This is a genomic window from Ralstonia sp. 22111 (assembly GCF_052045895.1).
GTDB lineage: Bacteria > Pseudomonadota > Gammaproteobacteria > Burkholderiales > Burkholderiaceae > Ralstonia > Ralstonia wenshanensis.
In genome coordinates this window covers 1093893-1107383 of the sequence record NZ_JBQEPR010000001.1, presented here as the reverse complement: position 1 = coordinate 1107383, position 13491 = coordinate 1093893, and the positions used below count along the sequence as shown (strand labels likewise).

At 64.7% G+C, this 13491-nt stretch carries 10 protein-coding genes; 7 read left to right on the top strand and 3 right to left on the bottom strand.

What is annotated here, in order from left to right:
* Window positions 1-148 precede the first annotated feature (148 nt).
* The 3 genes from ACTJK4_RS05210 to alaS all read right to left on the bottom strand — a co-directional run bounded on the left by ACTJK4_RS05210 (window position 149) and on the right by alaS (window position 5248).
* Window positions 149-1189: a purine-nucleoside phosphorylase gene (locus ACTJK4_RS05210; protein ID WP_440816533.1), complete on the bottom strand. Its 1041-nt coding sequence runs from the start codon at window positions 1187-1189 to the stop codon at window positions 149-151.
* Entirely contained in the window at window positions 1186-2301 is a 1116-nt protein-coding gene (locus ACTJK4_RS05205) for a purine-nucleoside phosphorylase (protein ID WP_440816530.1), read from the bottom strand. Before ACTJK4_RS05205 ends, ACTJK4_RS05210 begins: the two co-directional genes overlap by 4 nt.
* 304 nt (window positions 2302-2605) lie before the next feature.
* Entirely contained in the window at window positions 2606-5248 is a 2643-nt protein-coding gene (gene alaS, locus ACTJK4_RS05200; protein ID WP_440816527.1) for an alanine--tRNA ligase, read from the bottom strand.
* A 207-nt stretch (window positions 5249-5455) separates the two neighbouring features.
* Here alaS and ACTJK4_RS05195 point away from each other — a divergent pair, with 207 nt between their 5' ends.
* The 7 genes from ACTJK4_RS05195 (at window position 5456) to ACTJK4_RS05165 (ending at window position 13480) form a co-directional block, all read left to right on the top strand.
* Window positions 5456-6676, top strand: a complete 1221-nt coding sequence (locus ACTJK4_RS05195; protein WP_440816525.1) for a CaiB/BaiF CoA transferase family protein — start codon at window positions 5456-5458, stop codon at window positions 6674-6676.
* 32 nt (window positions 6677-6708) lie between these two features.
* Window positions 6709-7161: a DUF2214 family protein gene (locus ACTJK4_RS05190; RefSeq protein WP_045204537.1), complete on the top strand. Its 453-nt coding sequence runs from the start codon at window positions 6709-6711 to the stop codon at window positions 7159-7161.
* Between the two features lie 294 nt (window positions 7162-7455).
* Window positions 7456-7878, top strand: a complete 423-nt coding sequence (locus ACTJK4_RS05185; protein ID WP_232042982.1) for a tripartite tricarboxylate transporter TctB family protein — start codon at window positions 7456-7458, stop codon at window positions 7876-7878.
* 19 nt (window positions 7879-7897) lie between these two features.
* Complete coding sequence (locus ACTJK4_RS05180) at window positions 7898-9400, top strand: tripartite tricarboxylate transporter permease (protein WP_232042261.1); 1503 nt, start codon at window positions 7898-7900, stop codon at window positions 9398-9400.
* Window positions 9401-9591: 191 nt separating this feature from the next.
* Window positions 9592-10590: a lipase family alpha/beta hydrolase gene (locus tag ACTJK4_RS05175; RefSeq protein ID WP_440816520.1), complete on the top strand. Its 999-nt coding sequence runs from the start codon at window positions 9592-9594 to the stop codon at window positions 10588-10590.
* Window positions 10591-10643: 53 nt separating this feature from the next.
* Window positions 10644-11666 (top strand): lipase secretion chaperone, encoded by a 1023-nt coding sequence (locus ACTJK4_RS05170; RefSeq protein WP_414560338.1) that lies wholly within the window; start codon window positions 10644-10646, stop codon window positions 11664-11666.
* A 62-nt stretch (window positions 11667-11728) separates the two neighbouring features.
* Window positions 11729-13480, top strand: a complete 1752-nt coding sequence (locus ACTJK4_RS05165; protein WP_260802840.1) for a glutamine--tRNA ligase/YqeY domain fusion protein — start codon at window positions 11729-11731, stop codon at window positions 13478-13480.
* Window positions 13481-13491: the final 11 nt, after the last annotated feature.

Here is a 13491-nt window from a genome sequence, read left to right as displayed (position 1 = left end):
GCGGCGCGTCGATCCGTTGGCTGGCAGGTGGAAACCCGCTGGCTCGCCCGGCAGAAGCGATGGCCAGCGGTCAGGCAAGTTGCCCGTCGCCACCCATCAAATGAGAATGATTCGCATTATATAGATTGAAATGTGATGTCAGCAACTGTTAATTCGCCGGCACCCCCTGTTTCCACTGGGGCCAGTGCTGCACGATCTCGTCCAGCAACGGCTTGGCCGCGTTGACGAGGTTGTGCGTGGCCGGCACGAAACCGCCCTGCTGCGCGTAGTTGATGAGCCCATCGGAGGCGCTTTGGCCGTCGTACGGACGGTCGAAGTCGGACCCGGCGCGCAGCAGTGCCACGCGACTGAAGTCGACCTTGCCGGCACGGGCGCCGCGCGTGAGCACTTCCAGCGTGGCGTTGTCTTCCTGCGCGGTCGTGCAATACGTGCCCTTGTTGTCCGTCATCGTTTTCACCCAGTCGCGCGCCCGCTGGCCCAGGTTGCGGCCGGCCCACCATGTGTCTGCGGAAGCCACGTCGCACTGGATGACGGCGGGTGGCTGGTTAGCCGGCGCATACGCATAGTTCTTGCGGAAGGCGATGGCCTCGGGGCTGTCTTCGAGCGTCGCCGATTTCGACAGCGTGTACGCCTTCTGCAGCAGCGTCTCGTTGAGCTGGAACACCTCGGTGCGGTAGTCCATCGGTGGCTTCTCGCCGGGGCCCTTGGTGCCGATGCCGAAGTAGCCGTACGGCCAGCCAGCCGGCATCTCGCGCGCATCGATCTCATGCGAGAGGCCGTAATCGACCGCATACCGCGCCCACGCCGCCGAGCCCACCGTCCCCTGCCCCGGATCGATGCCCGCAATGCCGGCAATCACAAAGTAGGTGTGCGAAAGGTCCAGCTTGCTGCGATAGAGCAGCGCGGAAATTGTCGATGCGGCATTCGCATAGCCCATGCCCGTGGTGACCTGGCAGATGCCGTCGTAATTGCACAGCATGTTGGGCGCGTCGGGCGACAGGCCGGAGATGTAGACCTTCTCCTTCAGGTCGTAGCGGTCGATAAAGGGTTGGGCCTCGCCCTGGAACATGTTGATGACGATGACTTTCACCCCGTCATACGCGCAACTGTTCAAGGTCAACGCTGCCAAGCCCACGGCGCACAGCTTGGCGACGGATCGCATGGGTGTCTTGAGTCGGGAATCGATCATGGCGAGGGCACTCCGTGTTTCCACACGCTCCAGCGCGTGACGATCTCGTTGACCAGCGGACCGCCCGCCAGATAGAGGTTGTTGAGCGACGGCACGAACCCGCCCGAGTTGCTGTTGACCAGCGAGTCATACGGCGTCTGCCCCGGATACGGCCGATCGAAGTTGGACGCGGTACGCAGCACGGCCACGCGTTGCAGATCGAGCATGCCCGCCTTCGCACCGCGCGTGAGCGCCTCGAAGGTGGCGTTGTCTTCCTGCTGCGTGGTGCAGTAGGTGCCCCGCCCGTCCGTCAGCAGCTTGACCCACGCGGCTTCACGCTCGCCCAGCTTGGCGCCGTGCCAGTACGTGTTGCCGGCAGCGGTGTCGCATTGCACGACGGCGGGCGGCTGGTTAGCGGGTGCGCTCGGGTAGTTGGCGCGGTAGGCCCGCGCGGTGGCGTTGTCGTCCAGCACCGCGCCCTTAGAAAGCGCCAGCGCCTTCTGCAGCAGCGCCTCGTTCACGCGAAACACTTCGGTCTTGTAATCCAGCGGCGGCTTCTGCCCCGGGCCCTGTGTGTTGATGCCGATGAAGCCGTTGGGCCAGCTGGCAGGCACCTCGCGCGCATCAATCTCCCACGCGATGTCGCTATCCACCAGGAAGCGCGCCCACGCAGCGCTGCCGAGCGTGCCCTGCGACGGATCAATCCCCGCAATGCCCGCCACGAGGAAATATGTGCGCTGCAGATCGAACTTGCCGCTGTAGATCAGCGCCGACACAGACGATGCGGCATTCGCCTTGCCCATGCCCGTGGTGAGCTGGCATACGTCGCTGGCGTTGCAATGCACGTTCGGATAATCGATGGAGAGGCCCGGCACCGGCACGTCTTGCGTGAGGCCGAGCTTGTCGATCCACGGCTGCGCCTCGGGCGCGAACATGCTGATGATCAGCACCTTGACCTTGCGCGCGTGCGACTCGGGCGCAAGTTGCGCAACCGGTTGTGTCGATGCACCGACGGCGGCCGCCAGCAAGGCGCCAACCGCGACGGCGCGCGCCAATCGTTTGCCTTTGCGCCCGAGCAGCCGATGCGGCGGCTGCGGTGGCGGGGCGTCGACCTTGTCAGATAGGACGCTCATGGTTCTCCTCGGATTTGGGGATGGGAATGGGATCAACCCGCGCTGTGGGGAACAGCGCGCGCAACCGATGCAAGTTGCCTGCCAAGCGGCACACAATCCCTACACAATCGGCAACGTTTTCCCGGTATAGGCCATGGCGGGGCCTGTCTCCAGCGGCAGGCGTTTGCCAGCCGACTTGTCAAACAGGCCTATACAAGTCTGCGAAGCGTGCGCGGCGCACGGAATGGGGCCCAAAAAACGAACGGCGCGCGCCCCGTTGCCGGGAACGCGCGCCGTTCAGCGCATCCGATACGAAGGGGTTACATCACACCTTCTGCTGCACCCACGCTGCCACACCGGCCAGCGCCTGCGGCAGGTTGTCCGGCTCGGTGCCGCCAGCCTGGGCCATGTCCGGGCGGCCGCCGCCCTTGCCGCCGACCTGCTGGGCGACAAAGTTGACCAGCTCGCCCGCCTTGACCTTGGCCGTGGCATCAGCCGTCACGCCGGCAATCAGCGCGACCTTGCCGTCGCTCACGCTGCCCAGCACGATGGCTGCGGTCTGCAGCTTATCCTTGAGCTTGTCCATGGTCTCGCGCAGCGTCTTGGCATCGGCGCCGTCCAACTTGGCAGCCAGCACCTTGATGCCGGCCACGTCCACGGCCTGGCTCACCAGTTCGTCTCCCTGGCTTGCGGCCAGCTTCGACTTCAGGCGCTCCAGCTCCTTCTCGAGCGACTTGACCTGATCCTGCACCTGGCCGATACGCTGCGTCAGTTCCGACGGCTGGGCACGCAGTGCGGCGGCCGCTTCGTTGATGCGCGTGTCGAGCGTCTGCAGGTAGTGCAGCACGTTGTCGCCGGTGATGGCTTCCACGCGGCGGATGCCCGCTGCCACGCCCGATTCGCTCACGATCTTGAACAGGCCGATGTCGCCCGTGCGCGCCACGTGCGTGCCACCACACAGTTCCTTCGACGAACCGATCGACAGCACGCGTACTTCGTCGCCGTACTTCTCGCCGAAGAGCGCCATCGCGCCATTCTTGACCGCGTCGTCAAAGCCCATGAGCTGCGCGCTCGTGGCCGCGTTGGCAAAAATTTCTGCGTTGACGCGCGCTTCCACTTCGCGAATCTGCAGCGGCGTCATCGGTGCGTTGTGCGAGAAGTCGAAGCGGGTCTTTTCCGCATCGACCAGCGAGCCCTTCTGCTGCACGTGGCTGCCCAGCACTTCACGCAGCGCCTTGTGCATCAGGTGGGTGGCCGAGTGGTTGCGCATGGTGCGCGCGCGGCGCACCGCGTCCACTTCCGCCGCCACGGCGTCGCCAACCTTGAGCACGCCGGTGCGCAGCTCGCCGTGATGGCCGAACACTTCCGGCTGCACCTTGAGCGTGTCGGCCACGTCAAACCAGACGGTCGCGGCCTTGAGCGTGCCCTGGTCGCCAACCTGGCCGCCCGATTCCGCATAGAACGGGGTGTGGTCCAGCACCACGACGCCGGTCTGGCCCGGGTGCATTTCCTGCACTGATGCGCCATCCACAAACAGCGCCGTCACACGCGCGGTATCGCGCACGAGTTGGTCGTAGCCGTGGAAGGTGGTCTTGTCGCCGGTGTAGTCGAGCGTGCCGGCAGCCATCTTGAACTTGCCTGCCGCGCGTGCCTGCTCGCGCTGGCGGTTCATGGCGGCGTCAAAGGCGGCTTCGTCGACGATCACGTCGTTCTCGCGGCAGACGTCTTGCGTCAGGTCCAGCGGGAAACCGAAGGTGTCGTGCAGCTTGAAGGCGAGTTCGCCGTCGAGCATCTTGCCGCCGTTCGCCTTGAGCTCGCCCAGCGCGCCGTCGAGGATCGACATGCCGTGCTCGATGGTCTCGAAGAAGCGGGCTTCTTCGGTGCGTAGCACCTCGACCACGCGGTCGCGCGCCTCGCGCAATTCCGGATAGGCTTCGCCCATCTGCGCGACGAGGTCGTCCACGAGCTTGTGGAAGAACGCTGCGCGGCAGCCGAGCTTGTAACCGTGGCGGATGGCGCGGCGGATGATCCGGCGCAGCACATACCCGCGGCCTTCATTGCCCGGAATCACGCCGTCGACAATCAGGAACGAGCACGCGCGGATGTGGTCGGCAATCACGCGCAGCGAGTTGTTGGCCAGATCCTTGGTGTGGGTCTCGCGCGCAGCCGCAGCGATGAGCGCCTGGAACAGGTCGATCTCGTAGTTGCTGTGCACGTGCTGCAGGATCGCAGCCAGACGCTCCATGCCCATACCGGTGTCGACGCACGGCGCGGGCAACGGGGTCAGCGTGTATTCGCCGGTCGCCGGATCGAGCTGGCGATCGAACTGCATGAACACGTTGTTCCAGATTTCGATGTAGCGGTCGCCGTCGGCTTCCGGGCTTCCCGGGGGGCCGCCCCATACGTCCGGGCCGTGGTCGTAGAAGATTTCCGAGCACGGGCCGCACGGGCCGGTTTCGGCCATCTGCCAGAAGTTGTCGGAGGCGTACGGCGCGCCCTTGTTGTCGCCGATGCGCACGACGCGCTCGGGCGGCAGGCCGATGACCTTGGTCCAGATGTCGTAGGCCTCATCGTCGGTCTGGTAGACGGTGGCCCACAGCTTGTCGGCCGGCAGCTTGTATTCCTGCGTCAGCAGCTCCCATGCCCACACGAGTGCGTCGCGCTTGAAGTAGTCGCCGAACGACCAGTTGCCGAGCATCTCGAAGAACGTGTGGTGGCGCGCGGTGTAGCCGACGTTTTCCAGGTCGTTGTGCTTGCCGCCGGCGCGCAGGCAGCGCTGCACGGAAGCCGCACGCACGTACGGGCGCTTGTCGGTACCAAGGAAGACATCCTTGAACTGCACCATGCCGGAGTTGGTGAACAGCAGCGTCGGGTCGTTGCCCGGCACCAGCGGCGAGGAGCGCACCACGGTGTGGCCCTTGCCCTCAAAGAAGGTCAGGAATTTTTGGCGAATATCGGAGGCTTTCATGTCGCGGGGTGCCGGAGTCAGCATTGCGCCTCGGAGCATCCCGCTCCTGAGCGCCTTGGATTAGTGCAAACCGTTGATTATACGGGGTTCGCGCCCGGGTCGCGTCCATTCTGCACCGCATTTTCCCCGGTTGGTCGCATGGGGCTGCGCCCCTTCCGGGGCGTGGTGTAGAGTGCACCCGTTCCAATTGTGTCGATTCGTCAATCCATGGGCGCTCTGAGCCATCTTCGTGTTCTCGACCTGACCCGCGTGCTTGCCGGCCCCTGGTGCGCGCAGAATCTTGCCGATTTCGGCGCCGACGTCATCAAGGTAGAACGCCCCGGCGCCGGCGACGACACGCGCACATGGGGGCCGCCGTGGCTCCAGGACGAGTCGGGCAACAACACCGCCGAAGCCGCCTATTACCTCGCCGCCAATCGAAACAAACGCTCCATCACCGTCGACATCAGCACGCCCGAGGGTCAGGACATCGTGCGCCAACTCGCCGCGCATGCGGATGTGGTGCTCGAGAACTACAAGGTCGGCCAGCTCAAGAAATACGGGCTCGACTACGCATCGCTCAAGGCGGTGAAGCCCGACCTCATCTACTGCTCCATCACGGGCTTCGGCCAGACCGGCCCCTACGCCGCGCGCGCCGGCTATGACTTCATCGTGCAAGGCATGGGCGGCTTCATGAGCCTGACCGGCGAGCGCGACGACCTGCCCGGCGGCGGCCCGCAGAAGGCCGGCGTGGCCATTTCGGATTTGATGACCGGCATGTACGCCACCGTGGCCGTGCTGGCCGCTCTTGCCCATCGGGACCGCACCGGCGAGGGCCAGTACATCGACATGGCGCTGCTCGACGTGCAGGTCGCCATGCTGGCCAACATGAACACCAACTACCTCGCCAGCGGCCAAGCGCCCAAGCGCTGGGGCAATGCGCATCCGAATATCGTGCCGTATCAGACGTTCCAGGCCGCCAATGGCTGGATCATCGTGGCGGTCGGCAATGACGGGCAGTTCCGCCGCTTTGTGGATGCCGGCGGCATGCCCGAGCTGGCTGACGACCCGCGCTTTGCCATCAACCCGCAGCGCGTGGCCAACCGCGACGTGCTGGTGCCGATTCTGGCCGAGATGGTCAAGCGCTTCAGCAAAGGCGAATGGATCGACAAGCTCGAAGCCGCCGGCGTGCCGTGCGGCCCGATCAACTCGCTCGACGAGGTGTTCGAAAACGAGCAGGTACAGGCGCGCGGCCTGCGCGTCGACCTGCCTCACCCGAGCGCCGGTACCGTCAAGCTGGTCGGCAGCCCGGTCAAGATGAGCGCGACGCCGCCCAAGGCCGCAAGCCACCCGCCGCTGCTGGGCGAGCACACCGACGCCGTGCTGCGCGACGTGCTCGACTTCTCGCCCGAGCAGATCGAAGCCCTGCGCGCGCAAGGCGTCATCTAATCGCAACTTCTTCCACCCAAGACGAGGTCCTCATGTGGCTTGATGCGTTGCTGGCCTACCTGCATTACATATCGATCTTCACGCTGATCGTCTTTCTCACCGCCGAGGCCGTGGTGCTGCGCCCGGACATGACGCCCGAGACGTGCAAGCGCCTGGCGCGTTATGACGCCGTATTCGGCTTTGCCGCCCTCGCGGTGTTGATCACGGGGTTGCTGCGCGTGTTCTACGGCGCCAAAGGCTACGCGTTCTACGTCCACAACCCGGTATTCCACGTCAAGGTTGGCCTGTTCATCCTGATCGGGCTGATGTCGATCATTCCGACTGTCACGATCCTGCGATGGAAGAAGCAGGGCAAGACGCTGCCCAACTTCGTACCCACGCCCGCGGAAATTGCCAAGACGCGGCGTTGGGTCATGATCGAGTCGCACCTGATCATCTTCATTCCGCTGGCGGCTGTGTTGATGGCACGCGGCATCGGCATGTAAATGCACAGGGCCGCGCAACCGCGTTGTGCGGCCCCAAGTTTCCCCAGGGCAACGCTAGGGACAAACCCTGAATCGTCTGTCCAGGCGCCGCGCCGGGCCATGAGAAGGCCCGCCTTCCCCTCCGCAAGGTGCTTGAAAGCCGGTCTGCTTAGCGTGCAAACTTGGCCGCCTTACAAGGTACAAGGCGGCCAGCCACACCCGGCGCAGCACGCTACTCCGAGGAGACCCGACTTGCAGAACGATCAACGAGGTGGTCCGGTGATCCGCAGTCACCAGGACTTTGCATCCGGCATCATGTTCATCGTCGCTGGTGCGGCGTTTGCCATTCTGGCGCGCAGCTACCGCATGGGTACGGCAGGCAGCATGGGCCCGGGCTACTTCCCGTTCTGGCTGGGCGTGGTGCTCGTGCTGCTGGGCGTGGTCGTGGTCGTGCAATCGTTGTCGCGCAAGGGTGTGGCCGATCGCATTCCGCGCTGGGACGTCAAGACGCTGCTGTGGGTGCTCGGCTCCGTGGTGCTGTTCGGGCTGCTGCTGCAACCGCTTGGGCTGGTCCTATCCATTGTGGTGCTCGTGCTGGTCTCCAGCATGGCGAGCCACGAGTTCACGCTCAAGGGCGCCGCCGGCACCGCCATCGTGATGGTGGTGATGAGCCTCGGGGCCTTCGTCTACGGGCTCAAGCTGCAGTTTCCGGTGTGGCCTGCCTTCATCGGCAATTGAGCGGGACGCGGACGACACCATGGATCTCTTTGCCAATCTCGCGCTCGGTTTCTCCACCGCGCTTTCCATACAGAACCTGATCTACGCGTTCATCGGCTGCGTGCTCGGTACGCTGATCGGCGTGTTGCCGGGCCTTGGCCCCATCGCCACGATTGCGATGCTGCTGCCCGCCACATACGCGCTGCCGCCCGTGGCCGCGCTGATCATGTTGGCCGGCATTTACTACGGCGCGCAGTACGGCGGCTCCACCACGGCCATCCTCGTCAATCTGCCGGGCGAATCCTCGTCTGTCGTCACAACCATTGACGGCTATCAGATGGCCCGGCGGGGGCGGGCCGGCGTGGCGCTGGCGACCGCCGGCCTCGGCTCGTTCTTCGCTGGCTGCGTGGCCACACTGGTGCTGGCGGCGTTTGCCACGCCGCTGTCCGAATTCGCGTTCAACTTCGGTCCGGCCGAGTATTTCGCGCTGATGGTGCTGGGCCTGATCGGCGCGGTGGTGCTGGCTTCCGGCTCGCTCGTCAAGGCAATAGCGATGATCGTGTTGGGCTTGCTGCTCGGCCTGGTCGGCACCGATGTGAACTCGGGCACCGCGCGGTATTCGTTCGACGTGCCGGAGCTGGCCGACGGTCTGAACTTCGTTTCGGTGGCGATGGGCGTGTTTGGCTTTGCCGAGATCATCGCCAACCTCGAACAGAAGGAGCACCGCGAAACCTTTGTCGAGCACGTGCGCAACCTCTGGCCCAGCCGCGAAGACTTCAAGCGCATGATCCCGGCCGTGCTGCGCGGCACGGCGCTCGGGTCGGTGCTGGGCATCCTGCCAGGCGGCGGCGCGACGCTGGCCTCGTTCGCATCGTATTCGCTGGAAAAGAAGACGTCGAAGTATTCACACGAGTTCGGCAAGGGCGCCATCGAGGGCGTGGCCGGCCCGGAATCGGCCAACAACGCGGCCGCGCAGACATCGTTCATCCCGCTGCTCACGCTGGGCATTCCGCCCAATGCGGTGATGGCACTGATGGTGGGCGCGATGACCATCCACAACATCCAGCCCGGCCCGCAGGTGATGACCAGCAACCCCGCGCTGTTCTGGGGCCTGATCGCCTCGATGTGGATCGGCAACCTGATGCTGATCGTGCTGAACCTGCCGATGATCGGCGTGTGGGTGCGCCTGTTGAAGGTGCCGTATCGCTTCCTGTATCCGGCCATTCTGGTGTTCTGCTGCATTGGCGTGTATTCGGTGTCGAACACGACATTCGATATCTTCCAGACGGCGCTCTTCGGCTTGATCGGCTACATGTTCGTCAAGCTGCGCTGTGAACCGGCACCCATGCTGCTCGGTTTTGTGCTGGGGCCGATGATGGAAGAAAACTTCCGCCGCGCGCTGCTGCTCTCGCGTGGGGATTTCTCCACGTTCGTCACGCGGCCGCTGTCGCTTGGGCTGCTGATTGCGGCGGGCATCCTGGTCTTGCTGGTGGCGCTGCCGGCCATCAACAGAAAACGCGAGGAGGCGTTTCAAGAGGAATAAGCCCAGCGATGTTGTTGCATCGCACCCTACCAAACCGGAGGCTCGCCCTCCGGTTTTTATTTGCGCACGCGGCAGCGCAGCATTAGAGCCAAACCTCCACTTCAGTTGACGTCGGACACGGCGCTTCGGATAACGGAGGGCGATCGGCCCAAAGAGGTCGACCACCTATCCAATGTCCAGGAGACAACCGAATGTCACAGACTTCCCTGCTCCATGCTCTGTATGGATCAGCGCGCAGCTTCCTGCGCACGCACGCTGCAGCCGCCGTCTTGGCCACATCCGCCCTCACCCTGGGTGCCGCTGTGCCGGCCCAGGCCGCCAGCACCTATGCCGCAACCAAGTACCCGATCGTGCTGGTGCATGGCCTGTCGGGCACCAGCAAGTTCCTCGGCGTGGTCGACTACTGGTACCAGATCCCTGAAGACCTGCGCGCCAATGGCGCCAATGTCTACGTGGCCGACGTATCCGCCTTCAACGATGAAACCGTGCGCGGCGAACAGCTCGTCAGCCAGATCCGCAGCGTGCTCGCCACCACGGGCGCGGCCAAGGTCAACCTCATTGGACACAGCCAGGGCGGGCTGACCTCGCGCTATGCGGCAGCCGTCGTGCCGGACCTCGTGGCCTCCGTCACCACCATCGGCACGCCCCACAAGGGATCGGAGTTTGCGGACTTCGTGGAGTCGACACCGGCCCCGTTCCAGGCGCTCGTGAACCTCGGCGCCGATGTATTCGGCTCGGTGCTCGGCTGGTTCAACGGCAACAGCAATCCGCAGAATGGATTTGCGGCGCTGCACATTCTGTCGACGTCGGGCGCGGCTGATTTCAACAAGGCGTTCCCCAGCGCCGGGCTGGCGAGCGGATGCAACACCGGCAGCGCCACCGACGTGCGCAACGGCAACGTGCAGAAACTGTATTCGTGGACGGGCCGCTCCACCGCCACCAACCTTCTCGACGTGTTTGATCCGGTGCTGGTGTTCAGCGGCGGCGTCATGCAGGCACGGGGCTCGGGAACCAACGACGGGCTCGTCTCCGTGTGCAGCGCGAAGTTCGGGCAGGTCTTGTCGACGGATTACGCGTGGAACCACCTGGATGAGGTCAACCAGTTGCTCGGCCTGATCGGCTGGGGCGCCGCTGACCCGGTTGCAGTGATCCGCACGCAAGCCAATCGACTGAAGACGGCCGGTCTCTAACCATCCAATCGCTGAACGCCACGATGAAACCCCAATCGCCATCGATACAACCCATGACGTTTGTTGTGGCCGTGCTGGTGGCGGTGTCGGTCGCGGGCGGGGTCTACTGGTGGCACACGTCGGACGTAACTGACACGCCTGCGGCATCGCCGCCGCAGGCGCCCAAGGGCGCATTCATCGGCAGTGTCAGCGCCGAACCGTCGACAACCGTTGCGCCCGCGCCCGAGTTGGCCGATACGCAGGCGCCGGACGGACTGCGTGTGGATACGCGCGGCCACCTCATCGTCGAAGCCGCCAACCGCGCGGTTTTTGACTACTTCCTCGACGTGCCCGCCTCGCTGCCCGAAGCGCGGCGTGTGTCGATGGCCGAGGCGCATCTGCGCGCCAAGCTGAGCACGCCGGCGCTGGCGGAAGCGCAATCTCTGCTGCAGCACTACCTGGCCTATCGCAAGGCAGCGGCTGCGAACGGAACAGCCGGCCGCAACAAGCCGCGCCTCGAACAAGTGCAGCAACGCCCGGAGTTGATCGCCACACTCCGCCAGCAGTTGAGCGAGCGCACCGCGCTGCGCCGCCAATACCTGGGCGCGGACGTCGCGCAGGCGTGGTACGGCGATGACGACGCGATGGACACCGCCGCGCTCGACCGCCTCGCCGTGATGGCCGACCCGTCGCTCACGCCGGAGCAGCGCGCTGCCAGGATCGCCGCCATCGATGCCAATCTCCCGCCATCGGTACAGCAGGCGCGGCGGGACGCCTCCGCCCCGCTCAAGCTGGCCAGCGACATGGAAACATGGACAAAGCAGGGCATGAGCGAAGCCGAGATGCGCCAGCGCCTGTCAGCCCGCGGCGTGGACAGCCTCGTGGCCGACCGCCTGATCCAGGGCAACCGGCAAGAAGCTGACTGGCGCAGCCGCTACGACGCCTACGCCCGCGAACGCGACCGCATCAACGCCTTTACCGGCCTGTCGGAAGCCGACCGCGCAGCGCAAATCGCGCAACTCCGGCAGCAGACCTTCACCGCCTCGAATGAGCTGTTGCGCGCACAGGCGCTCGACGGTCTGGCCCAGCGCAAATAGCGTCCGGGGGCGTAAACCGCCCGGCACTGTAAAATCGCGGGATTGCCGAATCACGCACTCCCATGAGCCAAGACAACGCCAACGCCAACGGGTCGACCGCCGCCGCCCCCACGTCCAATTTCCTGCGCCAGATCATTGATGGCGATCTCGCGCAAGGCACCTATGCCGATCGCAAGGACGCCACCGGCCAGCCGATCCCGCCGGTGGTCACCCGCTTCCCGCCGGAGCCCAATGGCTACCTGCACATTGGTCACGCCAAGAGCATCTGGGTGAACTTCGGCATGGCCCGCGATTACAACGGCCGCTGCCACCTGCGTTTTGACGACACCAACCCCGTCAAGGAAGACACCGAATACGTCGATTCCATCATCGACGCCGTGCACTGGCTCGGCTATTCGTGGAACGACGCCGGCGGCGAGCACCTCTACTACGCCAGCGACTACTTCGAGCAGCTTTACGGTTTTGCTGAAGTGCTGATCCAGCGCGGCGCAGCCTACGTCGACAGCCAAAGCGCCGAGCAGATTGCCGCCAGCCGGGGCGATTTCACCAAGCCGGGCACGCCGTCGCCGTTCCGTGACCGCTCGGTCGACGAGAACCTCACGCTGTTCCGCGACATGCGCGCCGGCAAGTACAAGGACGGCGAACACGTCCTGCGCGCCAAGATCGACATGGCCGCACCGAACATCGTGATGCGCGACCCGGTGCTGTACCGTATCCGCCATGCGCATCACCACCGCACCGGCGACGCATGGTGCATCTACCCGATGTACGACTTCACGCATTGCATTTCCGATGCGCTGGAGAACATCACGCATTCGCTGTGCACGCTGGAATTCGAAAACAACCGCCCGCTGTACGACTGGGTGCTCGACCACCTGCGCGACGCCGGCGTGCTGCCCGCACCGTTGCCGCATCAATACGAATTCGCGCGACTGCACCTGACGTACGCCATCACCAGCAAGCGCAAGCTGCTGCAACTGGTGACGGAAAAGCGCGTCGATGGCTGGGACGATCCGCGCATGCCGACGCTCGTTGGCATCCGCCGCCGCGGCTATACGCCCGAATCGATCCAGCTCTTCTGCGAACGCGTGGGCGTGTCGAAAGCCGATAGCTGGATCGACATGAGCATCCTGGAAGGCGCCGTGCGCGACGACCTCGATGCGCGTGCGCCGCGCTCGGTGGCCGTGCTGGACCCAGTCAAGCTGGTGCTCGACAACGTGCCGGCCGATTTCAACGAGCCGTGCTCCGCACCCGTGCACCCCAAGCAGCCTGAACTCGGCCGCCGCGAATTTCCCCTCACACGTGAACTGTGGATCGAGCGTGAGGACTTTACCGAGACGCCGCCCAAGGGCTACTTCCGCCTGTTCCCGGGCAACAAGGTGCGCCTGCGCTACGGCTATGTGATCGAATGCACCGGCTGCGACAAGGATGCCGACGGCAACATCACCGCCGTGCACGCCAACATCATTCCGGATACGAAGAGTGGCACGCCGGGTGCTGACAGCGTCAAGGTGAAGGGCAACATCCACTGGGTGAGCGCCGCACATGCGCTGGAAGCTGAAGTGCGCCTGTACGACCGCCTGTTCAGCGACCCGCAGCCGGATTCGGGCGACAAGAACTTCCTGGATGCGCTCAACCCCGACTCCAAGAAGACTGTCACGGCCTATCTGGAGCCCACGCTGGCAACGGCGAAGGCGGAAGACCGCTTCCAGTTCGAGCGCCACGGCTACTTCGTGGCAGACCGCGTCGATTCGCAACCGGGCAAGCCCGTGTTCAACCGCGTGGTCGGCCTGAAAGACAGCTGGGGCAAGTAAGCACAGGCCCA

What these genes read in the sequence shown, in the direction of transcription:
- ACTJK4_RS05165 (WP_260802840.1), top strand. Translation starts at nt 11,729, where the DNA reads ATGAGCCAAGACAACGCCAACGCCAACGGGTCGACCGCCGCCGCCCCC.
- ACTJK4_RS05195 (WP_440816525.1), top strand. Translation starts at nt 5,456, where the DNA reads ATGGGCGCTCTGAGCCATCTTCGTGTTCTCGACCTGACCCGCGTGCTT.
- ACTJK4_RS05170 (WP_414560338.1), top strand. Translation starts at nt 10,644, where the DNA reads ATGACGTTTGTTGTGGCCGTGCTGGTGGCGGTGTCGGTCGCGGGCGGG.
- ACTJK4_RS05180 (WP_232042261.1), top strand. Translation starts at nt 7,898, where the DNA reads ATGGATCTCTTTGCCAATCTCGCGCTCGGTTTCTCCACCGCGCTTTCC.
- ACTJK4_RS05190 (WP_045204537.1), top strand. Translation starts at nt 6,709, where the DNA reads ATGTGGCTTGATGCGTTGCTGGCCTACCTGCATTACATATCGATCTTC.
- alaS (WP_440816527.1), bottom strand. Translation starts at nt 5,248, where the DNA reads ATGAAAGCCTCCGATATTCGCCAAAAATTCCTGACCTTCTTTGAGGGC.
- ACTJK4_RS05205 (WP_440816530.1), bottom strand. Translation starts at nt 2,301, where the DNA reads ATGAGCGTCCTATCTGACAAGGTCGACGCCCCGCCACCGCAGCCGCCG.
- ACTJK4_RS05175 (WP_440816520.1), top strand. Translation starts at nt 9,592, where the DNA reads ATGTCACAGACTTCCCTGCTCCATGCTCTGTATGGATCAGCGCGCAGC.
- ACTJK4_RS05210 (WP_440816533.1), bottom strand. Translation starts at nt 1,189, where the DNA reads ATGATCGATTCCCGACTCAAGACACCCATGCGATCCGTCGCCAAGCTG.
- ACTJK4_RS05185 (WP_232042982.1), top strand. Translation starts at nt 7,456, where the DNA reads ATGTTCATCGTCGCTGGTGCGGCGTTTGCCATTCTGGCGCGCAGCTAC.